Origin of the sequence: Primorskyibacter flagellatus (assembly GCF_048268605.1) — a bacterium.
Lineage (GTDB): Bacteria > Pseudomonadota > Alphaproteobacteria > Rhodobacterales > Rhodobacteraceae > Primorskyibacter > Primorskyibacter flagellatus.
Genome location: NZ_JBLWVF010000001.1, coordinates 620182 through 644913, shown reverse-complemented (window position 1 = coordinate 644913; position 24732 = coordinate 620182). Strand labels below are relative to the sequence as shown.

The following is a 24732-nucleotide window of genomic DNA, read 5'->3' as shown; positions in this document are numbered from 1 at the left end:
AGAAAGAGCGATTTTGCAGTGTTAAGCGCTTATGGCCCTCTTGGGTTGTCCTCTTGCAATTAAAAGGCGGGCACATCCTCCAAGCGGTCTTGATGCCCATGTATCCGAGGGGACTCAAGAAATTCTAGGGGCTACAGCCCGAGTGCCGCATCCATCCGTTCATGTTCGAAGGCTGGAGCGCAGGCATTCAACCCCGCGCCAGCAAGCCCCTGGTGGCGCAATTCGTCCCGCCAAGTGTTGCCGACAACTTGTGCCATATCTCGGGCCAGGGCTCGGGCTTCCGGCGCACTGATATCGAAAAACTCAGCCGCGTCGATTGCGGCAGCAATGTCCGGCTCATGCCCATGGATCGGGCTGATCCCGGTTTCCATCTGGGCATGCCGCCGGGGCTGCGGATTGACATCGAAGAGCGGTGAAAGACGCCACAGGTTCTGACCCGCATAGATGAAACCGTGGTTCTTCAGGTGGTCATCCGTGTTGGTGACAAGGATCCCGAACACCATGCGGCGCCAGATTTCCCGCAGATCATCGCCGGGCCGGGCGGAAATGGTGCGAATGGTATCGGCAATATCCGTGTAGAAGCCGCTCGCATGTCCAAGCTTGCCCAAGGCGGTGCGCGCGGAGATATAGGGGACCCGACCGCCACCTCGGCGATCAAAGCGGCGGAAGAGCCCGATAGGGTGCGCGCTGCCGGGCAACTCGAGCCTGCATTCCGGTGTACGCAGACCAAGACGCCCGGCGAGCTTCATCGTTGCCACCTCGAGACGTTCCACTGGCCAAGTGTCGTTGATGGAGGTGAACTTGGCGAGCCAGAGCCGCTCCCCATCCCTCACGTTGGCTTTCGGTCGCGCCCCGCCCGGCGTACCGGCGGCACCTACGAGATCCAGCGCATCCTGCTCCGCGCCTGCCGGGTCTCGTTCGAACCTTTGCGCGATCTTGAGCAGGTCCTCGATATCAGCAAGGCGCGGGACGGCTCTTCCGATCCGCGGGAATGGCTCACCGTTTTCCTGTAACAGGCGCAGCGCGCCCTGGCGGGCGGTATCGTCGCATGCCGTCAGGAAGTCGAACTCGGTTGCTGCCTCGCCCAGAACCCGACGCATCAATTTGCGGCCCCAGCTGTCCGGGGACGTATCCGCAAAGGGCCCGGCGATAACATCACGCTTCCGGCTGTCGCGCCCGCCGGTGCTGGCGTGATAGGGCGTGTTCACCCGCGGCATTTGCAGGCAGAGGTCGAAGCCGCGCGGGTTATCGATCCAGTCCTGATCATAGAGGAAAGTGGAATGCGCGCGCCGCCCATCCGTCTCGAAGATCAGACGGCCGACCGGAACCAGCCCTTCCCCGAGAGCGACACGCGCCACGGCCATCAGAAAGCGCTCCCTTCGTCATCGATCTCATCCGACCTCTCTTGCGTGGTGTCCGATCTGCCGGAGGACGGTCTGCGGCGATTGACGATCCGCTCTGGCAGGCGGGCTTGATCGAGGACCAGACCGGTATCGTCTTTCGCCGGATCCAGAATTTCGCCGAGTCGGTGGAGCTCGCCAAGGACCATGAGTGCCATGGCCATTGTCTCGAGCCGCACACCGCCATCGCCCATTTCGAGTTTGGCAAGCGTCTTGTCGGTCACACCCAGGCGCTCACAGAAATCTGCGACGGACATGCGCCGCTTCTTCCTGGCCACACGGATGTCATGGCCAAGTCGTTTCAGGGCGGTCTGAACCTGGTATGATGACATTTTTGACCGGAGAAAACTCCGCCTTGTGTTGCTGTATCCGTACTTTTGTCCGTGTTAGGTCGCTTTACATGGGAAGTCAACAAAATGCACCACAAGGCGGAATATAATCCGGCGTAATATGCGCAAAACGGACTTCTGTCCGATTTAACATGAAAGGTCTGGTGGCCCTGGTGATCTCCGGCGGTGGGTCGGGCAGGTCGCACCAGACGTCCCTGCCGCGCGCGTATCTTGCCTGACAAGCGCTCAGGCTGGGACCGCGGCAGGCAAGGTCCGCGCCAACAGATGCTTCAAGGCTTCGATATGCGTATGTGCAGGGCCGGTGACATCCAGGGTTGCAACCTGGAGGGTCTCTTCGGCGCCGTCGTTGGCGATTGCGTAGCGGGTACAAATCGGCTCGGGTGGCAAATCACCGTGGTGCGGATAGAGCAGCATGACCTCCGGGCAGCGGTAGAGCTGGCTATAGGCCATCAATTGATACACATCGGCCTGACTGACACCCTGCTTCGGGTCGTCGATGTGCGGCGCCATCCGTTTCCATTTCGTGTCGATGACGAGGACGGTTCGATCCCCCTGCCGGATGATGAGGTCCGGCTTGGTCCGAAACCGCCCCGCACCCGCTTCGAACAGGCAGTCACGGTGCCCGCCCTGCGCTGCGACACGGTATTCGCTTCCGGCCAGAGCACGGGTGACCAGTCTGGCAACGTATTGCTCGAACAAGGCATTCATCTCGAACAAGAGAGCATGACCATCTGTAGCCCCGGCACTGGTCTGCTGATGCCGATCCCCAAGCAGGAGCCGCGCGAAGGAAAGAAGCTCACGCCACCGCTGATTCGTCCGATCCAGTATGATTTGCTCCCATCGCAGCGCAGGGATAGGAACCTCGGTCACGTCCGCATAGGCGAAGCCCAACTCGCGCAGGATACGCTGATTGTCGGGGGCCTGAGCCACACGTTGCAAACGGGTCACGGCGGCGCGCATCACCTGGTTGAGCGCAATGTCAGAGGATAAGTCATCATAGCGACAGGCCAGCTTTTGCGGCGCCACCGCATGGCGTGAAAACTGCCGGGTGACATCGAGCCTGCCGCGCAGGGCAGGGAGGTCGTCTGCGTGATCCACATACCGGCGCGGCAGTCCCATGCGCACCGCTTCCATGAGGCGCGCACAAAACAGCCGGATCAACAACTCCAGAATGGTGTCCTTCTGCCATCCGAGCTGGGCCAACGATCCTGCATCGATCCGCAGATCGTGAACAACCGCCAGCATATGGATCAGGCGGCGGCGAAGGGCTTCGTTTGTGGTCTCGTGTTCTCCCAGGCCCTCGATCTTCGGGAGGATCTCCAGCTGACAGCCCGGGGCGGCAATCACGCCGACCACGCCGCGCGCCCGCAACCCTTTGCGGCCGTGTTCGAGCACGCCTTCGCCGCCACGACCCGCGAAGCTCGAGCGCGCCGCAACGGCGGCAATCCGATCAGCCTCGGTGGGCGGGATGGTCGTGTCGTCATCCCCGTAGCCGATGCGCTGCCATTCGCGGAGCGTGCGGCGGATCATGAACCGAGCAGCCGCGCGTAATTGAAGCTGTCTTCGCGCACGTCCCACCGGAAGCGCGGCATCGCTTCGCCATTGTCGAGCCCCGGCGGTGCCTTCAGGACGGACCTATTCAGAAAGCCGCCCTCTATCGGCCCGTCATGCGTATCCAGATCGCCCAGCACCGCGGCGATCTTGCCCCAGTCTTCGAAGAAATACTCGGCGAGCAGCGGGATCACCTTGTGCCGCATGACCTCGTCCACATCCGCTCGGGTGTCGCAGCCGGTGAAATAGGCATGACCGATCTGGTGGTCACGGTCATAGAGGTACTCGATCCGTTCATTGATGATCGTCAGAAGGGTCGGCAGATCGATCCCCGTGCGGGCCGCAGCATCCGTCAGAATTGTCGGATTGGGCATGATTTCGCGGAATGTGAACCGCCGCCTCAGCGCCGTATCGAGCAGGGCGATGGAGCGGTCTGCCGTGTTCATCGTCCCGACAATATGCAGGTTCGACGGAACACCGAACTCGTCCCCGGAGTACGGAAGGCGCACCTTCAGCTGGTTCGGTTGGCCGAGCCGTTTGTCCGGCTCCAAGAGAGTGATCAACTCGCCGAACACCTTGGAGATATTGGCGCGGTTGATCTCGTCGATGATCAGAACGAAAGGTTCGGGTTCGGATGGCCCCTCGTTCTGCTGGCTGTTCATGTAGCGTTCCAGGGCCGGCACGTTGAGCTCGGCATCATAGAGCGCGTAAATCGACTTTTGTGAGAATTTCCGGGAGTAGATTTCGCCGACCGGAACCCCTTCACGGTCTATCCAGAGCCAGCGGACAGCACGGCGATGGGCATACCCGCCTTCGGGGCGGGGGGCAAATTCATAGCCGCCGCTAAACACCCCTATGGCTCGAAGCAGGCCATTGCCTTTCGAGACGATGACGATGTCACCGTCTCGGACCCAGTTCCGGAAAATGAACGGCATCTGCACCATACCCGACCGCGCATCCACATTGGCGTTGTGGTGGCCCTGCGCCTTGCAGGCTTCGATGATGGCTTCGCGGTTCGCAAACTTGTCGTCTGACCAGTCGATGTCCTCGAAGCCAAGGAGGGCGTAGCCGCCCTTGATCGCCTCCTCGAAGAGATGCGCGTCCTCAGGGTTGTTCGCCTCGCCGATCGACATCTTGAAGACCTGGCGGCCTTCAACACGTACCATCTCCTCGTCGGATACATGTCCACGGCTGGTCTCCGCACGTTTCGCGATGCGCCTGAAAATACCGGGCACCGTCTCCAGTCGGAAACCGGCCGAGGATGTGTCCTCGCTATCATCCGCGCCGGTCATCGGCTGTCGGCCCTCGACGAACTCTTCATAGGCCATGGATTGGTGGAAGGTGACGAATTCGATCCGTCCCGCGGCCAGCAGGCCCTGGTAGACGGCCATGAGAACGTCGCGGTCCTCCGGCACTTCCTCCCCACATAGCCCTACGGCTTCGGCCGCCGTACGGTAGGTCTTTCCGGTGCCAGGCGGGCCGAACAGGATCAGATTTTCGGGAAGCATGTTTCGGGCTCCTTCGGTCATTTGACCGCCAGCAACGTCAGGGTCATTCGAAAATGGTTTTTGAGTGGTCTTGTCTAGCGCGATCCAAAGAAACCCTTGAATGTCGAGCCAGTCTTGCGGTCGCCATGCCCACTTATCCCGCATGATAGTAAAGAGCTCCGCGAAGACACTTGCGAAGCGCCCATAGTCGACACGCATATTGGCAGTCGACTCCACGAAGAGTTTCTCGCCGGTTAGCTCTTCCCACGCTTCATTGATGCGGGTGATCTTTAGCGGTGCCGCTTCGGTCGGACGCACCATCGCCAAGGATGAGAACACGATGTTCAAGCGCTCACCGTATGTCAGCGATGTTGCCCCACGCTCTCGTAGGTCAACGAAACTGTCGTATGCTTTGTTGAGGGCGGTGGCGGCTGGTTCATCAGTGCGAAGCAGCCTCCCTATCGTGGCATAAAAATCCGCCGATGTGTCGGGAGCGTTCTTTGTGATGGCGTCTTCCGTTTGCCAGCGAACGAACGGCCCATCCTTCGCTGCGGTCTTCAAGATCTCAAACACTGATTTCCCGAGTGTTTCATCTTGGGTATCCGTGGCAATCGCTTCTTGAACCCGCTCGATTGCCGCCAGTTTGTAAGCCTTCTCACCTTTCGCCCAACCCTCGCCGGGGTTTTCGAAGGTTTCGAAATCTGGGCACAGGTCCAGGAACCGTCTTCGCAGCTTCTCAAGTGCGCTAAGGTTCACGCTTGTCGTTTCCAAGTTGAAACGAAACACCGTGGCCGAGCTTTGGTCAGCCCCGATCCGTTCCGGAGCGCTGACCTGTGCGAGGTCCTGAAAAATCTTGCCCGCCAAAGCCTGACAAATGTTTGGCCAGCCTTCATTCAGATTGAGCGCCGTGTTGACGTCACGAACGAGCACGTCGACATGGGATACACCTTCTTCACGGGCCGGTTCGATATACTGTTCCAGCACGTGCTGGCGAATGCGATCTGCATCCTTCGCTGCGCCCGGCGGCTCCCCCGCTATGAACCGACTGTATTGCGCCAACCAGCTGCTCCAATTCGACAGCCGATTGTGCGGCTTCTCTGAATCGGGCATCAGGATTCGATAGTCTTCACCCCCTGAACGAGCATCGTCACGCATGGCTTTGAGACGGTCTCTGAGCCCCGAAAATTGATCGGCCTTCCAAGCTTCCTCTAGGTTTTCATAGGGCATGCCAAGTGCAGCGAGATTTCGCTCTATCGTTCGAACGGCATAGGTCCGCGAGTTTCGCCCCGCTTCGGTTTGTGCGCCCCCTTGTTCCAGCCACGCCTTGAATTCGTTCTCATCCTTCAAATTAGGGCCCTTCACTATTTATCTGTGTGCAGCATCCTACGGGGATGTGCTGGTCGGCAAAATTCCCAACATTCAGGGGCTGAAAAAAACGTTCGAAGCCCCCAGTCATGACCTTGCCAACTCTCCGCGATCCATAAGGCTACGGGCCAAGGGAACGGCCAAGCCAGGTAAGCTTGCACTGTTGCGGGCAAGGTCGCTCTTGATGCCATTCGGCAAGGCACGGCGCATGTCTGCGGCCTTGGCACGGCACGAGAGTGCCTGATCGACCGCAGCCCGGCCGCCAAGATCAGGGAAGTCTCGGGCAGCGCACACCCATTTTCCACGACCCCGTGCGCGGATGCGCTTCATGATTTTGTCTGCGATCGTGATCATTATGTTTCGCGTCTTGAGCTTCGGATATCGGAATTATAGACGGTATTTCAGACAGATGTAACCTGAGTTGGCGGCACCGTATGGGGCTGATTAGCAAATGTCCCATTGGGCCGAATTTACGAGAATAAAGAGTTGCCCGACGACACCACCACCACTGTGTCCCGCTCCAGACAAGTCACGAGAGAAGAACTTTACCAAAAGGTCTGGTCGACACCCATCAGCCACCTGGCGGCCGAGTATGGTGTATCTGGTTCCTATCTCGCCCGGGTCTGTACGTCTCTGGCTGTGCCTCGGCCTCCCGCTGGCTATTGGCAGAAGAAGGCGGTCGGAAAGGCCGCTCCACGACCTCCACTCCCGCCAGCAAAGCCAGGCGATCAGCTTGTCTGGTCGGCGGATATGCCGCTCGCGCGTCCCGTGACGCCAGCCGCCAGATCTTCGCTGTCGTCGCCTAGTCGTGGCAGGCAACGCAAGGATGCCCGGCATCCGATCCTTCGCGGCGTCGAGCCGCATTATCGCAAGACGCGCAAGATTGACGACTACGAGTTTCTTCGACCCTACAAGCTCTTTCTGCCGGACATCGTGATGTCCGAGGCGCAGCTGCTACGCGCATTGGACCTCGCGAATGGGCTCTACGATGCGTTCGAGCGGAAAGGGTATCGCGTGACCTTCGCACCGCCTGATCAACCATTGTTTCGGGGGCAGATCGAAGAGCGGGAGGTTCCGGAGAAGGATCGGAAATACGGGCGCTATTCCTGCGGACGGATTTGGGCACCGCACCGCCCGACCGTCGCCTATATCGGCGAGGTTCCCATCGGTCTTGCGCTCGTCGAAATGTCCGAACGGGTCACGCTCCGATACTTTAAGGGCAAGTATGTGCGGGACGACAGTGCGATCGTGAAGGCCGCCAGACCACACCAGCTGGTCCACTCCTGGACGACCGAGAACGATGTTCCGTCCGGGCGCTTCCGGCTTGTGGCGTATGCACCGCGACGGGACGTGCAGTGGTCAGCGATCTGGCAAGAGACGCCAAAGCGAAACTTGTCGTCCATGTTCCCGAGGATCGTGAAGGAGCTGGAAGCCGTCGTGCCGGACCTCAAGTCCAAGACTGCAGAAGCCGAGGCGGCGGCCATCCGCAAGCAACGCGAATGGGAGGAACAGCAGGAACGCTGGAAGCGCGAACAGGATCGACGCAACGCGGACAAGGCCCTTGCCCAAAGCCGCGAACAACTTTCCGAAGTGATCCAGAAATGGTCCGCCGCCATGTCGATTGAAAGCTTCTTTCGCGAGGCGGAGGAGCGTCTTGCCGGCGTCGAGACCGATAGGCGCCAGGCCTTGTCCTCTCGGCTTGATCTGGCGTGGACCATGGTGGGAACGCTCGATCCGCTGGAATTCCTGGAGCAGTGGGTCGCGCCGAATGAGCGCTATAGACGGCAGTATCCGGACGAATAATTGTATTTTATTACAGAAATTTGAGGGACGATGCTCATATGTCATCTCCGGGGTGTCGAACCCGTTTTATTCGAAGTTTGGCTGTAGAACCCGGCCGCGTGGGGTTTCTTTTGCGCTGCCTCGGATCCCGCGTGGTGACTTCCGCATTCCAGCTCCAATCAGCGAACTTGTCGCCGGTTTGGCGCAGGTGGGTGTAGCGCTTGAGCGACGTCCATGATCGGTGGCCGGAAACAGCAGCCGCGTGTGGAACGTTGTAGCCGATCTCGAACAAACGCGAGACGCCTTCGTGCCTCAGGTCGTGGAAGCGCAGATCCTCGATCCCCAGAAACTGCGTTGCCCGTGTAAAGGCCGCGCTGATCGCATCGGTAGAGTAGGGGAAAATCTGGCTCACGTGTTTCGGCATCGCCTCGATGATCGCCAGCGCCGGATCGGGCAGGTCGCACCAGACGTCGTTGCCAATCTTCTCGCCGGGGTTCTTCATGTCGCGCACAAGGATCCGTTTGCCCTCCTTGTCGAGGTCCGCCCATTTGATCCGGGTGATCTCTTCCTGCCGCCGCGTCGAGAAGATCGCAAAGGCGATGACGCGATGCATCGGGACAGAGGAGGGGCGGCGGATCGAGCGATCGAGGAAATGCGCCATCAACTGCTCGAGCTCGTCCAGTGTCGGCCGCCGGTCGCGGTGGCGGCTCTTCTGGGTCAGGCCCAGCCTCTTAGCGACGATCATCGCGTTGCGCATCGCGCGCTCGTCCAGCGGATAGTTCCAGGCCGGGCCGGCCAATGTGAAGACCGCGCTGAGATGGGAAAGGTAGTTCGCCACGGTCTGCGGCGAGACACCGGTATTCAGCTTCTCCTTGGCGAAGGCCACGATGTCGGCGCTGTCGATCTGGGCACAGAGCTTGTTCGCGATGTCGAACTCCTTGATGCTTTTCAGCACCTGCGCCTTGGTCCGACCGATTGCCTTCGCGCTGTCTTCCACATATTTGTCGATGGCGTCGCCGAGGGTCACTTCGCGGCGGCGGGTCTCGCCGATGGGCAGGTTGTCGAGGGCGCCGGGCTTGGCGAGGTCCTTCTCGCGCTTCTCGATCCAGGCCGCGGCGGTCGAGCGCAGCTCGAAGGTCCGGTTTTCGCGCCAGACGGTTTTTCCAGCCCGCCGAACGGCGATCTGGGCGAGCCAGGAGGCAGTGCCGTCTTTGCGCTTTCGCTTGATGATGGTACCCATGGGGTTACAACATTTGGCCCAAGTTACAACATTTGTTGTAATTCATACCCGAAATGGGCGCGATTTACAACAAATAAGACAGGAACGGGCTTGAGGATTGAGCGATAAATGGCTGATAAATATAAAAAAACCAACAATTTCAATATGCCCCTTTTGGCGGTCGCGCCGATGATGGACTGGACCGACCGTCACTGTCGTTATCTGCATCGGAAGCTTAGCCGCGACACGCTGCTTTACACCGAGATGGTTACCGCTCCGGCGTTGGTTCGCGGTGGGGCGACGCATTTGCTTGCCTTTAACGCTGAAGAGCATCCGGTGGCGTTGCAGCTGGGAGGCTCGGACCCGGTGGAGTTGGCAGAGGCAGCCCGGTTGGGTGCGGCTGCGGGCTATGATGAGATCAACCTCAATGTCGGCTGCCCGTCGGACCGCGTGCAATCAGGCACGTTCGGCGCGGTGCTGATGAAAGATCCCGGCCTTGTTGCGGAATGCTGTGCCGCGATGATTGAGGCCAGCCCGGTTGAAGTGACGGTAAAATGCAGGATCGGCGTGGACGATCAGGATCCCGAAGCCGTGTTGCCGGAGTTTCTGGCGCGCGTTTCGGCGGCCGGTGTGCAGCGCTTTGCCATTCATGCGCGCAAGGCGTGGTTGCAGGGGCTCAGCCCGAAGCAGAACCGTGACGTGCCGCCGCTGGATTATGCGCTGCCGTTGCGCATGAAGGGGCTGTTTCCGGCGCTGCATCTGTCGGTGAATGGCGGCATCGGATCGCTGGATGAGGCCGAGGCGTTCCTTGAGCAGGGCTTTGACGGGGTGATGATCGGACGGAGCGCGTATCATTCCCCGGCCGAGATCCTGACGCAAGCTGATCGGCGGATATTTGGGAGTGGAACAGACACCGATCCGGTCGGGGTGGCGCGCCAGATGATGCCCTATGCAGCTGATCATATCGCGTCGGGCGGGAAGCTGGCGCAGGTCACACGCCACATGCTGGGACTGTTTTCGGGACGTCCCGGAGCGCGCATCTGGCGAAGGGTGCTGTCGGAACAGGCGCATCTGCTGGGGGCGGGGCCAGAGCTGATCGAACAGGCACTGTGCGCGGTGCTTGATGCACAGGCGGGTGATCGCGGATCCGAAACGCGCGGCAGCGCAGGAACAACCTTGATTATGTGAACGCGCCGTGTTTTCGAACATCAGTCGGGCTGATCGGCGCGTCCGGCCGCAACGCTGCTTTGTCGCATTGTCGTCTCCGGTTTGCGCGGCGGTACCTGACCCCGCGCGCCACCAGAGGAAAAGCGCCTCAGTCTGCCAGTGATGGGGGGGTGGCATTGCGCGCGAGCCGTCCGGCACGGCCGCCCCTGCGCTTGGTCAGCTTGGACCGGCGGGCGGGCAGGGTGTCCATGATCTGCTGCCGTTCTTCCGCCGGCATTTTCGACCAGCGGGTGATTTCGTCGATACTGCGCAGGCAGCCCGTGCAAAGGCGCACCTCGGGGTGAACGACGCAAAGATTAACGCAGGGCGATGCGATCTCATCGCGCTTCCAGATATCGTCTTTCACAACATGCCCTTTCACTGCGCCGCGAGATGCCGAACCCGGTCAAGCAGCCCTTGCAGGATATATGAAGCCGCGACATGATCTATGACCTCGGCGCGACGTTTTCGTGACGTATCCGCCTCCAACAGCGCTCTTTCGGCGGCGACGGTGGATAGACGCTCGTCCCAAAACGCAATCGGTCCGTCCCAAAGTCGCGACAGATTGCGCGCGAATGCGCGTGTCGACTGGCACCGCGGCCCTTCGGAGCCGTCCATGTTGCGCGGCAGGCCAAGCACAAGCCCGCCGATGTTGCGATGCGCGATGATTTCCTGAATGCGCGCGGCGTCCAGGGTAAATTTCTTGCGGCGGATCGTCTCCAGCGGTGTGGCCACGGACATCAGCCCGTCCGAGACGGCAACACCGATGGTCTTTGTGCCGAAATCAAGGCCGATCAACGGACAGGGCCGGGGCAGGGCGGCGACAAAATCGCTGGTTTCTTCGTAGATCATCAAGACACCTTGCGCGGTTGTTGCGCGCGCATCGCGCAGCGCGGGAGGATGGCCGCCACGCCAAGACGCAGATAGGCGCGCTTGAACGCAACGTCGGGCAGGGCGGGGCATTGCCGGATCATGGCAGCATACCCGCGCTGCGGGCGGCGGCCCGGATCGTTTCCAGGGCCGCCGCGTTGCCGACGAACACCTCTTCGGCATTTTGCAGGATGGCGCGGGCCTGGGCGGTATCGCCCAACACACTGTGCGCGCCGATCAGGCGCGCCCAGTCCTCGGGCGGGCCGCCTTCTGTGGCAAGCCGGTTGGACAGGCGCGCGACCATGCCGCGGATCATTTCCTGCCGGTCGGCCTCTGACATCTCGCCCGCGGCGTCTATATCGGCTGCGCTGGGGCCGGGCGCATCCACAAGCGGTGGCAGCTGATAGTCAACGCCCGCGCGCATCGCCATATCCTCGATCTGGGCGCGCAGCGGCACGATCCAGGGATCGGTCGCAGTGCTGTCACGCAACAGGTCCTGCCAAAGACGGAAGGCGGCATCCGGGCGTCCGGTCTGGGCCATCATCAAACCGTAATAGTAGCGCGCGACGCCATTGGCCGGATCGCGCGACAGGGCGGCATTCAATGCGTCCTCGGCTTCCGGCGAGACATAGCCGCCTGCTGCAAGGATACGCATATCGGCAAGGTCTGCATAATCGCGCGCCGTGGCACCCTCGCCCCTCAGAGAAACCACCTGCGCCTGTGCTTCGGACGCAGCCACATAGTTGCCCAGCGCCGCCTCGCTACCGGCCAAAAGCGTCTGCCCTTGCAGATCATCGGGCCGCTCTTGCACCGCACCGCGCAACCGCTTGACCAGTGCGAGATATTCAGCAGGCGGCTCTTCCAGCAGCGGGGCGGGTCCGGCGCGGGCGATTTCTGCTTCCGCCTCTGCCTGCGAGGGGCGGCTTTCGCGGGCGTCGCGGGCCATCTCCTTGCGGCGCTCAAGACCAAGATCACCGTAACCGGGCGCACCCAACTGCCAATACAGCCCGATCCCGCCACCAAGCAACGCCAGTGTCAGAACAGCCGGGAAAACCATGCCGCCCCGGCGCACCTGCGAAACATCCTTCCCTTCCTGAACGCGACTGTCCGCCGCCAGAATGCGCCGCGACACCTCGGTGCGCAGCCGTTCGGCATCTTCCGGCGCGATCACGCCGCGGGCGGCGTCCCTGTCAATCTCGGCCAACTGGTCGCGATAGACTTTCAGGTCGAACGCTTCGGCGGGGCCGGTGTCGCGGCGTCCTCGCACAAGTGCCAGCGTCAAAAGCGCGGCCACGCCGCAGGTCAACGCCACGGTAAGGAACCAGAAAACCGTCATGCTTGCTCCTGCGCCAATCATGCAGGTCATGTATAGCGCCGCGCGCCATCACAAAAGGGCAAAACCGCGCGGGGGTGCGCCGATGTCGCAACTGCACATGATCGTGACGGTTGCGATCATGGGGCGGTTCGGGCCAAGGTTCAGTCAGGACACTTGAACAGATTGCCGGATTCGACGCCCATGAAACGCTATTCCGCCTTTGCCATCGCCAAAGAAGCCCTGCGTGACCACACAGGCTGGGACCGCGCCTGGCGGCGTGCCACACCGAAGAAGCGCTACGATGTGGTGATCGTGGGGGCAGGCGGGCATGGCCTTGCCACCGCGTATTACCTTGGCAAGAATTTCGGCATCACCAATGTCGCGGTACTGGAAAAAGGCTGGCTGGGCGGCGGCAATACCGGGCGCAACACCACGATCATCCGGTCGAACTACCTGCAAGATCCCTCTGCCGCGATCTACGAAAAATCCCGCAGCCTCTACGAGACGATGAGCCAGGACCTCAATTACAACGTCATGTTCTCGCCTCGTGGCGTGATGATGCTCGCCCAGACCGAGCACGAGGTTCGCGGCTTCAAACGCACCGCACACGCCAATGCCCTGCAAGGCGTTGTGACCGAGTTCATATCGCCCGCCCGCGTCAAGCAACTGGTGCCGATCATAAATATCGACGGGCCGCGCTACCCGGTGCTTGGCGCGCTCTGGCAGGCACGGGCTGGCACGGCGCGCCACGATGCGGTGGCTTGGGGCTATGCGCGGGCTTGTTCGGATATGGGCATGGACATCATCCAGAAATGCGAGGTCACGGGCGTTAAGTCAGAAGACGGGCGCGTCACGGGCGTGTCCACCACCCAAGGCGACATTGCCTGTGACAAGCTCGGGCTCGTCGTCGCGGGCCATTCGGGCGCCCTGGCGGATATGGCGGGCTTCCGCCTGCCCATTGAAAGCGTGGCCCTACAGGCGCTGGTCAGCGAACCCATCAAACCCTGCATGGATGTGGTCGTCATGGCCAACACCGTGCACGGCTATCTCAGCCAGTCCGACAAGGGCGAGATGGTCATCGGCGGCGGCACCGACGGGTTCAACAGCTACACCCAGCGCGGCAGCTTCCACCATATCGAGGAAACCGTTCGCGCCCTGATCGAGACCTTCCCGATGATCTCCCGCCTGAAAATGCTGCGCCAATGGGGCGGCATCGTGGATATCACCGGCGACCGCTCGCCGATCCTGTCGAAAACGCCCCTTGGCGGCTGCTTCATCAATTGCGGCTGGGGCACGGGCGGCTTCAAGGCGATCCCCGGATCCGGCTGGGCCATGGCAGAGCTGATGGCACGCGGCCGCTCGCCGCTGACGGACGCCTTCGGCCTCAACCGCTTCCGCGAAGGCCGTTTCATTGACGAGTCGGTGGCGGCAGGGGTGGCGCATTGACCGGTATGTCTATCGTAGGAATGGCGAAAAATGGATAAAGGCGCACGCGACAGGCTGTTTACACGAAAGCTCACGCGGATTTCAGCGGAATCTCTCGTTTTGATGCTCGTTATCCTGTTGGTGGGATTGATCGCGTCGCTGATTAGTCCTGCCGAAGATTGGTTTGCCCGCTCGGGTAGCGTGGTCGTCCTACTTGCAATCGTCCAGATTTTCAGATGGCGCATCATATATCGAAATCAAATGAGTTGGATCGCGCTTTCCGAGGCTTTGGTGAACGGGTTCGGCGAAATGAAAATCCGAAGGAAGAAGCCCGAACTTTCAACCGAGGAGGCAAAAGCCATGGCGCAAACGCATGCCCAAAACAGCTATTCGACGGCCCGCTCCGAAATGAGCACCGAGGAAGCGGTATTTTGGCTCGTTGAAGCGGCGCTCTTGTCGATAGGAACCATGGTATGGGGATTTGGCGATCTTCCATTCAAACTAGGATGTGCGCAATGCTGACCCTTCACTGCCCCTCTTGCGGCGTCACCGCCGAGGAAACCGAACTCCATGCCGGCGGCGAGGCGCATCTGACGCGGTACGGGCCGGACTCCTCGGATGACAGTTTTGAGTCCTACCTCTTCACCCGCGAAAACCCCAAGGGGGTGCATTTTGAACGCTGGCGGCACTCCCACGGCTGCGGAAAGTGGTTCCACGCCGCCCGCTGCACCATGACGATGGAGGTGTTCGGCACATACCCCGCGCAGACGACCGAGCCGCCGCAAGGCATCCTCGATGCGATCACTGCCAAACGACCCGGCTGGTCATGGAGAGATCTCTCCTGATGCTTCTTCTTGGCAAAAATACTCCCGCGCGGAGCGCTCCGACATCGCCACCAAAGACAGGGCCAGAGACATGAGCACACGCCTTCCCACCGGCGGACGCCTGACCGACCGCACCTACCGCGTCAAGTTCACCTTCAACGGCAAGAGCCTGACGGGCTATGCCGGGGATACGCTGGCCTCGGCACTTCTGGCCAATGATCAGTTGCTGATGGGCCGGTCGTTCAAATACCACCGCCCGCGCGGTCCCGTGGCCTCTGGCGCGGAAGAACCCAACGCGCTGGTCAATCTGGGCAAGGGCGACCGGTTTGAGCCCAATCAGCGTGCCACCACGACAGAGCTTTTCGACGGGCTGACAGCGACCAGTCAGAACCACTGGCCCAGTCTTGAAATGGATATCGGCGCGATCAACACGCATCTGGCGCGGGTGCTGCCCGCCGGTTTCTACTACAAGATGTTCATGTATCCGCGTGCCTTCTGGAAACATGTATACGAACCGTTCATCCGCCAATCCGCCGGTCTGGGCAAAGCACCGGATGCCGAGGCGCGCGACGCCGACAGCTATGAGCATTTCTACCACTACACCGATGTGCTGGTGGTCGGCGGCGGTGTCGCGGGCCTGATGGCGGCCAAGGCGGCGGGTCAGACCGGTGCCAAGGTCCTTCTGCTGGAACAAACCGCCCATTGGGGCGGTCGCGCCCCGGTCGATGGCGGCATGATTGACGGCCAGACGCCCGATGCATGGGTCAATTCGGTGCTGGACGAGCTGCGCGCCATGCCGAATGTCACCCTGCGCAACCGGACCATGGGGGCAGGGGTCTACGATCATGGCTATGCGCTAGGTTACGAACGGCTGACCGATCATGCGCCCGAGTTGGACGGTCCGCGCCATCGTCTGTGGCGCATCCGTGCTGCGCAGATCGTCACCGCAACGGGCGCCATCGAACGCCCGATCTCGTTCGCGGGCAACGATATTCCGGGTGTGATGCTCGCATCGGCGGTGCGCGATTTCCTGGTCAACTGGGGGGTCAGCATCGGCGACCGGACCGTGGTCGTCACGAATAACGATGACGCCTATCGCACTGCGATTGCCCTGAAAAAGGCCGGGCTGGACGTGCCCGCCATCATCGATGCGCGCAAGTATGGCGGCGGCGCGCTGATGGCCGAGGCACAGACGCTTGGCATCCGCGTCGAGCAGGGGCGCGCCATCGCCAAGGTGCTGGGCGGCAAGCGCGTGACGGGTGTGGCAATCTGCAACCAGCAGGGCGAGGGTGCCATTCTGGACGAGATCGAGTGCGACGCGGTTGCCATGTCCGGCGGTTGGTCCCCGGTCGTTCACCTGTGGTCGCATTGCGGCGGCAAACTGGACTGGGACGAGGCAGGGGCTTTCTTCCGTCCGCGCGCAGATGCTGGTCCGACCGGGGCTGACGGCAAGTCCTTCGTCAGCGTCGCCGGTGCCGCAGATGGTCATATGGCGCTTGCCCCGCTGTTGAAAGACGCCGCACAAACAGGGGCTGTCGCTGCAAACAATGCCGGCTTTTCCGGACAAACATCCGCGCCGGATGCCGAAGACGTGCCGGAAAAACCGCTGGAGCCTGTCTGGCTGATGCCGCAGGGCGCGCGCTATGATCTGCGGATGAAGGCGTGGCTGGATTACCAGAACGACGTCAAAGTCTCGGATGTGCAACTGGCGGCGCGCGAAGGCTATGAAAGTGTTGAGCATACCAAGCGTTACACCACGTTGGGCATGGCAACGGATCAGGGAAAACTCAGTAACATCAACGGCCTCGCGACGTTGTCCAATGCATTGGGTGAGGCCATTCCACAGGTTGGCACCACCACCTTCCGCCCGCCTTATACGCCGATCTCGATGGGCGTCATTGCAGGCGAGGCACGCGGCGCGCTGTTTCAACCTGTCCGCCAGACCCCGATCCACGCGTGGCACGAAAGGCATGACGTGCATTGGGAACCTGTCGGCCACTGGCGGCGCCCCTATTGCTACCCGCGCGGCGAGGAAGATCATGCGCAGGCCGTCATCCGGGAGGTCAACGCCGTCCGCCAAAGCCTTGGTTTGCTTGACGCATCCACGCTGGGAAAGATCATCGTGAAGGGGCCGGATGCGGGGCGTTTCCTCGACATGCTCTACACCAATATGATGTCGACACTGAAACCCGGCAAATGCCGCTACGGGCTGATGTGCAGCGAAAACGGCTTTCTGATCGACGATGGTGTGGTGGCGCGGCTGGATGAGGACACGTTCCTGTGCCACACCACCACGGGCGGCGCGGATCATATCCATGCCCAGATGGAAGAATGGCTGCAAACTGAATGGTGGGACTGGCAGGTCTACACCGCCAACGTGACCGAACAATACGCCCAAATCGCCGTGGTCGGCCCCAATGCCCGGAAACTGCTGGAGAAACTCGGCGGCATGACTGTCTCGAAAGAGGCGCTGCCCTTCATGGCCTGGGCTGATGGCACACTTGGTGGCTTCCCGGTGCGGATCTTCCGGATCAGCTTTTCGGGCGAGTTGTCCTATGAGATCGCCACGCCGGCCGGATATGGCCGCGCGCTTTGGGATCTGCTTTATGCCAAAGGCGCTGAATGGAACATCACACCTTATGGCACCGAAGCGCTGCATGTTCTGCGCGCCGAAAAAGGGTTCATCATGATCGGGGATGAGACTGACGGCACGGTAATCCCGCAGGATCTGGGGCTGAACTGGGCCATCTCTAAGAAGAAGGACGATTATCTGGGCAAGCGCGCGCAGGCCCGATCGCATATGACCGATCCCGCGCGCTGGAAGCTGGTGGGCTTGATGACGGAGGATGGATCGGTCCTGCCCGAGGGCGCTTATGCGGTGGCAGGGGGCACCAATGCCAATGACCAGCGCAATACGCAGGGCCGCGTCACCTCGACCTATTTCTCACCGACGCTGGGCCGCGGCATCGCCATGGGGCTGGTGCTGAACGGGCCTGAGCGGATGGATGAGGTGATCGATTTCACCCATGTCGAAGGCTTCACCGTGCCTGCCCGGATCGTCGATCCGGTGTTCTACGATCCTGAAGGGGAGAAGCAGAATGTCTGAACCGATCAGCGCATTGCGCCGCGCGCGCTATGAAGGATTTGTCACCGTCGAAGAGGCGGGCCTGCAAGGCATGGTCCAGATCCGGGGCGATTTCGATTCCGACATCTTCACGCGGGCCGTGTCCGACGCTGCCGGTGTCCCGATGCCTGGACAGCGCAAGGCGCTTTGGGAAGGTCGCCAGGGCCTGTTGTGGATGTCCCCGGACGAGGTAATGCTGCTGTGTCCATACCCCGAGGCTGACCGTGCGCTCGCCCGGTTGGACAGCGCTTTGGCTGGCACCCATCATCTTGCGCTGAACGTGTCGGACGCGCGCACCTTGTTCACGCTGGAAGGCACAGGCCTGCGCGAAGTGCTGGCAAAGCTTGCGCCTGTTGACATGTCGCCTGACGTGTTTCGGCCCGGTATGCTGCGTCGCACGCGGCTGGCACAGGTCGCGGCAGCCTTCTGGTTGCGATCCGACACGCGCGCAGAGGTGATCTGCTTCCGGTCCGTCGCCCCCTATATGATGGATTTGCTGTCTACCGCCGCAGCAACCGGCAGTGAGGTTGGGCTTCACGGCGACTGACAGATATGACAAACGCTGTAAGTCAGCGCGCCCCGGTCCCTTTTTAAAGATTTGGCGTGGATCGGATGGAACCCGAAAGCCCCACCAAGGGTTGACCTTACTGAACGGAATGCGCAGTTATCATATAGCAGCCACAACACTTAGGGGGACCCCAAAATGGCTTTCGAACTTCCCGATCTTCCATATGCCCACGACGCCCTTGCCAGCAAAGGCATGTCGCAGGAGACTCTGGAATATCACCACGACATTCACCACAAGGCCTATGTCGACAACGGCAACAAGCTGATCGACGGGACCGAGTGGGCGGACAAATCTCTCGAAGAGATCATCAAGGGCACCTATGACGCCAACGCCGTCGCCCAGTCCGGTATCTTCAACAACGCTTCGCAGCACTGGAACCACACCCAGTTCTGGGAAATGATGGGGCCAGGCTCGGGTGACATGCCCGGAGAGCTTGAATCGCGCCTCAAGGATGCTTTCGGCTCGGTCGAGAAGTTCAAAGAGGATTTCTCGGCTGCGGGTGCAGGTCAGTTCGGCTCTGGCTGGGCTTGGCTGGTCGTCGATGGTGACGGCAGCCTGAAAGTTACCAAGACAGAGAATGGCGTGAATCCGGTCTGCTTCGGCCAGACAGCGCTTCTGGGCTGTGACGTGTGGGAGCATTCCTACTACATCGACTTCCGCAACAAGCGTCCGGCTTACCTGTCCAACTTCCTAGAGAACCTTGTAAACTGGGATAACGTGGCAGAGCGGCTGTCCAAAGCCTGAACTGCCCCGACCTAATCGATTTGAACGCCCCGTGGCCCTGCGCTGCGGGGCGTTTTGCATGGCGGCCAGCGTCAGCAAATCTGCGCAATGGTCGACGGATTTCAATATTGCAGACGTCGCGGTGCCGAAACCCGGACAACTGTCACGGTGACATGGAACAGGAGTGCCGCGCCGGGGGTTGGTTCAGTGATGCAGCCAAAGGAGGACGTCATGGCAGACAGAAAGCGATCAACCGACGGCACACGCGAGACAGAGCAGGTTTTGGGCGAAAAGCCCGAGGACCTCGAAGACCAGCCTTCCGCCGCAGGGCGGTCAGGCGGAGAGATTGCCCGCAAGGTCGGCACCCGCGACGAAGAGAAGCGGTACGATGAAACCTCGGCCGGCAAGACGCGGCCATTAGGGCAGGATCAGAACCGCAGCGGCGACAAGGAGAAAGTGTAATGGTCGCACTTTCAAAAGGCACATGGATCCTTGTCGCGGATGGCGAGAAGGCGCTGTTTCTGCGCAACGATCTGGATTCGCAGGATCCCGATCTCAACGTGATGCAGCAGGAAGAACAGGACAATCCGTCGGACCGTGAGCAATCGGCGAATCGGCCGGGCCGCATGCACGATACGGGCGTCGGGCAACGCTCTGCGATGGATGACACGGATTGGCACGAGCTTGCGAAAGAGCGCTTTGCCGACGAGCTGTCCGACATCCTGTATCAGAAGGCTTACAAGAACGAGTTCGAAAAGCTGGTCATCGCGGCGCCGCCCAATATCCTGGGCGAGTTGCGGGACAAGCTGCACAAGGAAGTATCGTCGCGCGTGATCGCCGAGATCCCCAAGACCTATACCAACCACCCGATCGACAAGATCGAAAGTCTGATCAAGGCGGAACTGGAAGAACGATAGGTTTGTGCCGCGCACCGACCGCGCATCAAGAAATGCGTGTTGGTGGCATGGTCTTTGAAAATTGATCGGCGCTGTCAGGGATTGATTCTGACAGCGCCTTTCTTTTGATCCGTCAGGGTCAGCCGATGATCCCGTTCAGCGTGGTGCTGGGGCGCATGACGGTGGACGTCTTTTCAGGATCGCCGTGATAGTAGCCACCCAGATCGACGGGTTTGCCTTCGGCCGCGATGATCTCGGCGGCGATTGCCTCTTCTCCGTCAACCAGCGCCTTGGCGATTGGCGCAAAATGTGCGGCCAGATCGGCATCTGCGGTTTGCGCTGCAAGCGCCTCGGCCCAGTAGCGGGCGAACCAGTAATGGCTGTCGCGGTTATCAAGCTGACCGACCTTGCGTTCCGGCGACTTGTTGGTCTCCAGCAGTTTCTGTGTCGCAACTTCGACGGCCTCGCCCATGATCTCGGCGCGGGCATTGCCACGGCTTTCGGCCAGAAATTTCAGCGACTCGCCAAGCGCGCAGAACTCGCCAAGGCTGTCCCAACGCAGGTGGTTTTCTTCCATCAACTGCTGCACATGCTTGGGCGCAGAGCCGCCGGCCCCGGTTTCGAACAAGCCACCGCCATTCATCAATTTGACGATCGACAGCATCTTGGCCGAGGTGCCCAGTTCCAAAATGGGGAACAGATCTGTCAGGTAGTCGCGCAGCACGTTGCCGGTGATGGTGACGCAATCATCGCCATTGGTCATCGTCTCCAGCGTGAAGCGGGTCGCGTCGCGCGGTGCCATGATCGGAATGTCCAAACCGGCACCCGCCAGCGCGGGCTTCACATATTTGATCAGTTCCGCATCATGGGCACGGTTCGCGTCCAGCCAGAAGGCCGCGGCACCCGTGGCTTTGGTGCGCGCGATACCAAGCTGGATCCAATCCTCGATCGGGGCTTTCTTCGCCGTGGCCGAACGCCAGATGTCGCCTTTATTCACGGCGTGTTCGTGCAGCACGTCACCATTGCCCAGAACGATGCGGACCGTGCCTTTGCCCGCCATCTCGAACGTGGTGGGGTGCGATCCGTATTCCTCGGCCTTCTGGGCCATCAGCCCGACATTGGACACCGCCCCGCAAGTGGTCGGGTCAAGCGCGCCGTTCTCTTTGAAATACTTGATCGTTTCGTCATAGACCGGCGCATAGGAACTGTCGGGAATGCAGCATTTGGTTTCCGCCGCCTTGCCGTCCGGCCCCCAACCAATGCCACCCGCGCGGATCACGGCGGGCATGGATGCGTCGATGATCACATCGGACGATACATGCAGGTTGGTGATGCCTCGGTCGGAATTGACCATGTAAAGCGGTGGTTTGCCGTCGAGAGCCGCTTTCAGGTCGGCCTCCAGCTCTGCATTGCCGGCGATCTTTGCATCCAGATCGCCGATCCCGGCATTCGGAGTCCAACCCAGCGCCGCGACGGTGTCGCCGTGCTTGGAAAGGAAATCTTCCAGGTAGACGCTGACGAAATGGCCAAAGATGATCGGGTCGGAAACCTTCATCATCGTGGCTTTCAGGTGAACCGAGAATAGCACGCCCGGCTCCATGCTGGCCACTTCGGCGCGGATGAACTCGCGCAGCGCCGAAGCGGACATGAACGTGGCATCGACGACAGTGCCCTCGTCATAGCTTAGCCCGTCCTTCAGGACCGTCTCGGTGCCGTCCTCAGCGGTGAAGGTGATCTTGGCAGGCCCTGCCTGAGCGGCACTTATGGTTGCTGACTTTTCGTTCGAGAAGAAATCATTGCCATCCATCTGTGCGACATGGGTCCGGCTGTCGGCGGACCATTCGCCCATCGAATGCGGGTTCTGCATCGCATAAGCCTTGACCGCCTTGGCAGCGCGCCGGTCAGAATTGCCTTCGCGCAGCACAGGGTTCACGGCAGAGCCCTTGATCGCATCATAGCGACGCTGGATGTCCTTTTCGGCATCGCTTTGCGGATCGGACGGATAGTCGGGCAGGGCGTAGCCTTGTTCCTGAAGCTCCTTGATCGCGGCGTTCAATTGCGGCTGCGAGGCCGAGATATTGGGCAGCTTGATGACGTTGGCGGTTGGCTGCTTGACCAGCTTGCCCAGCTCGGCAAGGTCATCGGTAATGCGCTGCTCTTCGGTCAGGAAATCGGGGAACGCTGAAAGGATACGTCCGGCAACGGAAATGTTGCGCGTCTCGATCCCGATGTCTGCTGCCTTGGCAAAAGACCGGATGATCGGCAGCAGCGACGCGCTGGCCAGTTCCGGGGCCTCGTCGACGATGGTATAGATGATATCGGGTGTTTCTGAATTCGCCATGATGTCAGCCGTCTCCGCATTCAGGACGGGCGGCCAGGCAGGATGCGTGGCGGCGCCCGAGGCACGCGGCGGGAAGGCACGCAGGGCATCCACGACCCCCGGTTCCGCGCAGTTGCCTGTCGCCTAGATCAGCGGGTGCAGCGTGTCAATGCGCTCTGCATACAATGGCGTACAATGGGCGCAAACAGTGGCGATCTGCCGCGTTATCGGACAGAATCCGCTGGCATTTTCAGCCGGAGTTCAGCAGGCACGCGCGCCGGGGTAAGCGGGTCACGCGCCGCCCGTCATCATTCCGCTCAGGCCGTCATAGATCAGCTTGCAGGCCACGATGGCGACCATCCCATACATCAGCGGATAAAAAACCTCGGCCCGCATGCGTTTGACAATCGCCGCCCCCACGAAGGTTGACACCAAGGCGACGGGCAGCAGGACAAGCGCGGACCAGAGCGACTGCGCGGTGAATTCCCCCAGCGCGGCGTAGGGGATGACCTTGATCGCGTTGACGACCGCGAAAAAGATCACCGATGTGCCTGTGAAGATCTTCGGGTCCAGCCGCAACGGCATGGCGTAGACCTGAAAGGGCGGGCCGCCTGCATGGGCCACAAAGCTGGTGAAGCCCGCAAGCGTGCCGAATATCGTGGCGAGCAGCCCGTTTCGGCGCGCCGGAACGCCGCCCGTCTTGCCGCGCGCGCCGATGGCGACACGCAGAACGAACAGCAGCGCCACAAGCCCGACCAGCAGCCGCACGAAATCATCCGAGGTGATAGACACCGCCGACGCCCCGATCACGATACCCAGCACAGCGGCGGGCAGCATTTGCAGCAACAGATGTTTGTCGTAATAGCCGCGCCATGCCCAAAGGCTCATGGCGTCCATGGCCAGAAGGACCGGCAGCAGCAGGGCCGCCGCCTGCATCGGCGGCATTACAAAGGCCAAGAGCGGCACAGCAATCAGCGCCATCGCGCCGCCCAAACCGCCCTTGGACAGGCCCACCAGAAACACCGCCAGAACGCCGAGCATCAATGTCGGAAGGTCATTGAAATAGGTCAGCGCAGCGAGGTCCATGGATCATCCTGTCAGCCCCGCCGCAAAACGGGCAGGCGGGCACAGCGCCTGAATTTCTTGTGGTCAGTGCAAGGACGGATGGGTCTTCTGGCCCTTGCCCCTGTCTTGCGCCGCAACTTGACCGCGAAACCGGGGCATTGCAAGGGGTTAGAGGGCGATAAGATGGTTATCCCAGCTAAGCCCTTCAAAGCGTGCTATCGGTTCGGGCCGGGTACCAAGACGCATCACACCGCCCAGCCCATCCGTTGCCACCATCCCGTCAGGCCCGGCAGCGATGCCACAAACATCTGCGCGGGCAAGGCTTTGCACGGCACCCGTGGCGACATCGAAGCGGTGGATGCGCCCGCCACGCGGTGACGTGATCGCGACATCGGCGCCGTCGCGGCTGAACGCGACACTGCCGGCATAGCCCTGCATCACCAACTGTTCGCCAAGATCGGCAGAAAGCAGACGCGGTTCTTTGCCGCGTTCATGCAATCCAAGCAGCGGCACGGGGTCCGAGGAATCTCCCTGCCATTGCATCGCAAAACCGACGGTGCGATCAGGCGCTTGCGCCAGATGACGGATCGAGTTCATGTGGAGCCTCGGATCAAGCACGACCTCTTCGAGCAGCGCGCCGTCCGGGGCGATATAGGCAAGGCTTGGCCGCATCTGGGGGATGTTCAGCTTGTCGCGGCCCCGGTCGGGATGCGTGCGGATGCCGCCATTGGCGACCACCAGAACATCATCCACTGTGCTGAGGATCTCATGCGGGCCAATCCCGTGGCTGGCGATCTCTCCAATCCGCGCATAGCCCCGTTTGCGGGACCAGAGCCCGATCCGGCCCGCACCCGTGTCGATCTGATTTTCGGTGGTGCACAGGATGTCACCGCCCGCAATAAACGCGCCGTGCCCGTAGAAATGCCGCCCCGCCGGGCTTTGCAGCCGGTGCTCAACCTCGCCGGTCAGGCAGTTGATGACCAGCGCGAAGGTGCCGGGACGCCTCGCAAAGGCCACAGCCTCGGGCGCTGTGGGGTGGGCTGCGGCGGCATGACCACGGGTGGGTAGGGCAATGCGAAACCGTTCCATCCCGTCCCGCGCCAGCCCCAGCAGCACATAGGCCCCGTCCGCATCCCGCGCCGCGCCAAGCCATGCCGGGCTGCCAACAGCCGCCCAGCTAAGCCGTGGCGCGCTTGCCGCCGCGAGAAGGCTTCCGAGAAAAGCGCGCCGTGCGATCATCCT

Annotated in this window: 23 protein-coding genes; 10 read left to right on the top strand and 13 right to left on the bottom strand. The window is 61.2% G+C overall.

Translation table 11 applies throughout. The features are described from left to right. Positions 1-131: 131 nt before the first annotated feature. The 5 genes from ACN0WV_RS03060 to ACN0WV_RS03040 form a co-directional block, all read right to left on the bottom strand. A complete protein-coding gene (locus ACN0WV_RS03060; RefSeq protein ID WP_417603742.1) occupies positions 132-1364 on the bottom strand; it encodes a type II toxin-antitoxin system HipA family toxin in 1233 nt (410 codons plus the stop codon). Next, a complete protein-coding gene (locus ACN0WV_RS03055) occupies positions 1364-1732 on the bottom strand; it encodes a helix-turn-helix domain-containing protein (protein ID WP_299560049.1) in 369 nt (122 codons plus the stop codon). Before ACN0WV_RS03055 ends, ACN0WV_RS03060 begins: the two co-directional genes overlap by 1 nt. 243 nt (positions 1733-1975) lie before the next feature. After that, on the bottom strand, positions 1976-3280 hold the full coding sequence (locus ACN0WV_RS03050; RefSeq protein WP_417603740.1) for an McrC family protein: 1305 nt from the start codon (positions 3278-3280) through the stop codon (positions 1976-1978). Beyond that, positions 3277-6135, bottom strand: a complete 2859-nt coding sequence (locus ACN0WV_RS03045; RefSeq protein WP_417603738.1) for an AAA family ATPase — start codon at positions 6133-6135, stop codon at positions 3277-3279. Before ACN0WV_RS03045 ends, ACN0WV_RS03050 begins: the two co-directional genes overlap by 4 nt. Before the next feature lie 105 nt (positions 6136-6240). Continuing rightward, on the bottom strand, positions 6241-6507 hold the full coding sequence (locus ACN0WV_RS03040; protein ID WP_417603736.1) for a hypothetical protein: 267 nt from the start codon (positions 6505-6507) through the stop codon (positions 6241-6243). Between the two features lie 414 nt (positions 6508-6921). On the opposite strand from ACN0WV_RS03040, the gene ACN0WV_RS03035 reads away from it, so the two are divergent. Continuing rightward, positions 6922-7956 carry a hypothetical protein gene (locus ACN0WV_RS03035; protein ID WP_417603734.1) on the top strand — a complete coding sequence of 345 codons (1035 nt, stop codon included), beginning with the start codon at positions 6922-6924 and terminating at the stop codon, positions 7954-7956. Between the two features lie 34 nt (positions 7957-7990). Here the strand turns inward: ACN0WV_RS03035 and ACN0WV_RS03030 are convergent, their stop codons facing one another. Continuing rightward, the gene (locus ACN0WV_RS03030; RefSeq protein ID WP_417603731.1) at positions 7991-9175 is read right to left on the bottom strand and encodes a tyrosine-type recombinase/integrase; all 1185 of its coding nucleotides are present in this window, start codon (positions 9173-9175) and stop codon (positions 7991-7993) included. 108 nt (positions 9176-9283) lie between these two features. On the opposite strand from ACN0WV_RS03030, the gene dusA reads away from it, so the two are divergent. Next, positions 9284-10342, top strand: a complete 1059-nt coding sequence (gene dusA / locus ACN0WV_RS03025) for a tRNA dihydrouridine(20/20a) synthase DusA (RefSeq protein ID WP_417603728.1) — start codon at positions 9284-9286, stop codon at positions 10340-10342. A 127-nt stretch (positions 10343-10469) separates the two neighbouring features. On the opposite strand, the gene ACN0WV_RS03020 is transcribed toward dusA, so the two are convergent. The 4 genes from ACN0WV_RS03020 to ccmI are packed head-to-tail and all read right to left on the bottom strand — an operon-like array spanning position 10470 to position 12566. After that, on the bottom strand, positions 10470-10727 hold the full coding sequence (locus ACN0WV_RS03020) for a DUF1289 domain-containing protein (protein WP_417603725.1): 258 nt from the start codon (positions 10725-10727) through the stop codon (positions 10470-10472). Between the two features lie 11 nt (positions 10728-10738). Continuing rightward, a complete protein-coding gene (ruvX, locus tag ACN0WV_RS03015; protein ID WP_417603723.1) occupies positions 10739-11212 on the bottom strand; it encodes a Holliday junction resolvase RuvX in 474 nt (157 codons plus the stop codon). Further along, the gene (locus ACN0WV_RS03010) at positions 11212-11334 is read right to left on the bottom strand and encodes a hypothetical protein (RefSeq protein ID WP_417603721.1); all 123 of its coding nucleotides are present in this window, start codon (positions 11332-11334) and stop codon (positions 11212-11214) included. Before ACN0WV_RS03010 ends, ruvX begins: the two co-directional genes overlap by 1 nt. Continuing rightward, positions 11331-12566 carry a c-type cytochrome biogenesis protein CcmI gene (ccmI, locus tag ACN0WV_RS03005; protein WP_417603719.1) on the bottom strand — a complete coding sequence of 412 codons (1236 nt, stop codon included), beginning with the start codon at positions 12564-12566 and terminating at the stop codon, positions 11331-11333. Before ccmI ends, ACN0WV_RS03010 begins: the two co-directional genes overlap by 4 nt. A 180-nt stretch (positions 12567-12746) precedes the next feature. Here ccmI and ACN0WV_RS03000 point away from each other — a divergent pair, with 180 nt between their 5' ends. From ACN0WV_RS03000 to ACN0WV_RS02965, 8 genes are all read left to right on the top strand, one after another. Further along, positions 12747-13991 carry a sarcosine oxidase subunit beta family protein gene (locus tag ACN0WV_RS03000; RefSeq protein WP_417603717.1) on the top strand — a complete coding sequence of 415 codons (1245 nt, stop codon included), beginning with the start codon at positions 12747-12749 and terminating at the stop codon, positions 13989-13991. A gap of 30 nt (positions 13992-14021) precedes the next feature. Then, on the top strand, positions 14022-14492 hold the full coding sequence (locus ACN0WV_RS02995) for a hypothetical protein (protein ID WP_417603715.1): 471 nt from the start codon (positions 14022-14024) through the stop codon (positions 14490-14492). Further along, positions 14486-14815 (top strand): sarcosine oxidase subunit delta, encoded by a 330-nt coding sequence (locus tag ACN0WV_RS02990; protein ID WP_417603713.1) that lies wholly within the window; start codon positions 14486-14488, stop codon positions 14813-14815. The genes ACN0WV_RS02995 and ACN0WV_RS02990 overlap by 7 nt, the downstream gene beginning before the upstream one ends. A gap of 70 nt (positions 14816-14885) precedes the next feature. After that, positions 14886-17900: a sarcosine oxidase subunit alpha family protein gene (locus ACN0WV_RS02985; protein ID WP_417603711.1), complete on the top strand. Its 3015-nt coding sequence runs from the start codon at positions 14886-14888 to the stop codon at positions 17898-17900. Continuing rightward, the gene (locus ACN0WV_RS02980) at positions 17893-18465 is read left to right on the top strand and encodes a sarcosine oxidase subunit gamma (protein WP_084350041.1); all 573 of its coding nucleotides are present in this window, start codon (positions 17893-17895) and stop codon (positions 18463-18465) included. Before ACN0WV_RS02985 ends, ACN0WV_RS02980 begins: the two co-directional genes overlap by 8 nt. Positions 18466-18621: 156 nt before the next feature. Further along, positions 18622-19230 carry a superoxide dismutase gene (locus tag ACN0WV_RS02975; RefSeq protein WP_084350040.1) on the top strand — a complete coding sequence of 203 codons (609 nt, stop codon included), beginning with the start codon at positions 18622-18624 and terminating at the stop codon, positions 19228-19230. A gap of 210 nt (positions 19231-19440) precedes the next feature. After that, positions 19441-19671 (top strand): hypothetical protein, encoded by a 231-nt coding sequence (locus ACN0WV_RS02970; RefSeq protein ID WP_417603708.1) that lies wholly within the window; start codon positions 19441-19443, stop codon positions 19669-19671. Beyond that, positions 19671-20126: a host attachment family protein gene (locus ACN0WV_RS02965; RefSeq protein WP_417603706.1), complete on the top strand. Its 456-nt coding sequence runs from the start codon at positions 19671-19673 to the stop codon at positions 20124-20126. Before ACN0WV_RS02970 ends, ACN0WV_RS02965 begins: the two co-directional genes overlap by 1 nt. 118 nt (positions 20127-20244) lie before the next feature. On the opposite strand, the gene ACN0WV_RS02960 is transcribed toward ACN0WV_RS02965, so the two are convergent. The 3 genes from ACN0WV_RS02960 to ACN0WV_RS02950 all read right to left on the bottom strand — a co-directional run bounded on the left by ACN0WV_RS02960 (position 20245) and on the right by ACN0WV_RS02950 (position 24729). After that, positions 20245-22446, bottom strand: a complete 2202-nt coding sequence (locus ACN0WV_RS02960; protein ID WP_417603705.1) for an NADP-dependent isocitrate dehydrogenase — start codon at positions 22444-22446, stop codon at positions 20245-20247. Between the two features lie 270 nt (positions 22447-22716). Next, entirely contained in the window at positions 22717-23511 is a 795-nt protein-coding gene (locus tag ACN0WV_RS02955) for a sulfite exporter TauE/SafE family protein (RefSeq protein ID WP_417603703.1), read from the bottom strand. Positions 23512-23658: 147 nt separating this feature from the next. Beyond that, entirely contained in the window at positions 23659-24729 is a 1071-nt protein-coding gene (locus ACN0WV_RS02950) for a DUF1513 domain-containing protein (RefSeq protein WP_417603701.1), read from the bottom strand. Positions 24730-24732: the final 3 nt, after the last annotated feature.

Coding starts and splice junctions, on each gene's coding strand:
- ACN0WV_RS03060 (WP_417603742.1), bottom strand. CDS start 1,364: ATGGCCGTGGCGCGTGTCGCTCTCGGGGAAGGGCTGGTTCCGGTCGGC.
- ACN0WV_RS03055 (WP_299560049.1), bottom strand. CDS start 1,732: ATGTCATCATACCAGGTTCAGACCGCCCTGAAACGACTTGGCCATGAC.
- ACN0WV_RS03050 (WP_417603740.1), bottom strand. CDS start 3,280: ATGATCCGCCGCACGCTCCGCGAATGGCAGCGCATCGGCTACGGGGAT.
- ACN0WV_RS03040 (WP_417603736.1), bottom strand. CDS start 6,507: ATGATCACGATCGCAGACAAAATCATGAAGCGCATCCGCGCACGGGGT.
- ACN0WV_RS03030 (WP_417603731.1), bottom strand. CDS start 9,175: ATGGGTACCATCATCAAGCGAAAGCGCAAAGACGGCACTGCCTCCTGG.
- dusA (WP_417603728.1), top strand. CDS start 9,284: ATGGCTGATAAATATAAAAAAACCAACAATTTCAATATGCCCCTTTTG.
- ruvX (WP_417603723.1), bottom strand. CDS start 11,212: ATGATCTACGAAGAAACCAGCGATTTTGTCGCCGCCCTGCCCCGGCCC.
- ACN0WV_RS03010 (WP_417603721.1), bottom strand. CDS start 11,334: ATGATCCGGCAATGCCCCGCCCTGCCCGACGTTGCGTTCAAGCGCGCC.
- ccmI (WP_417603719.1), bottom strand. CDS start 12,566: ATGACGGTTTTCTGGTTCCTTACCGTGGCGTTGACCTGCGGCGTGGCC.
- ACN0WV_RS03000 (WP_417603717.1), top strand. CDS start 12,747: ATGAAACGCTATTCCGCCTTTGCCATCGCCAAAGAAGCCCTGCGTGAC.
- ACN0WV_RS02995 (WP_417603715.1), top strand. CDS start 14,022: ATGGATAAAGGCGCACGCGACAGGCTGTTTACACGAAAGCTCACGCGG.
- ACN0WV_RS02990 (WP_417603713.1), top strand. CDS start 14,486: ATGCTGACCCTTCACTGCCCCTCTTGCGGCGTCACCGCCGAGGAAACC.
- ACN0WV_RS02985 (WP_417603711.1), top strand. CDS start 14,886: ATGAGCACACGCCTTCCCACCGGCGGACGCCTGACCGACCGCACCTAC.
- ACN0WV_RS02980 (WP_084350041.1), top strand. CDS start 17,893: ATGTCTGAACCGATCAGCGCATTGCGCCGCGCGCGCTATGAAGGATTT.
- ACN0WV_RS02975 (WP_084350040.1), top strand. CDS start 18,622: ATGGCTTTCGAACTTCCCGATCTTCCATATGCCCACGACGCCCTTGCC.
- ACN0WV_RS02970 (WP_417603708.1), top strand. CDS start 19,441: ATGGCAGACAGAAAGCGATCAACCGACGGCACACGCGAGACAGAGCAG.
- ACN0WV_RS02965 (WP_417603706.1), top strand. CDS start 19,671: ATGGTCGCACTTTCAAAAGGCACATGGATCCTTGTCGCGGATGGCGAG.
- ACN0WV_RS02960 (WP_417603705.1), bottom strand. CDS start 22,446: ATGGCGAATTCAGAAACACCCGATATCATCTATACCATCGTCGACGAG.
- ACN0WV_RS02955 (WP_417603703.1), bottom strand. CDS start 23,511: ATGGACCTCGCTGCGCTGACCTATTTCAATGACCTTCCGACATTGATG.
- ACN0WV_RS02950 (WP_417603701.1), bottom strand. CDS start 24,729: ATGATCGCACGGCGCGCTTTTCTCGGAAGCCTTCTCGCGGCGGCAAGC.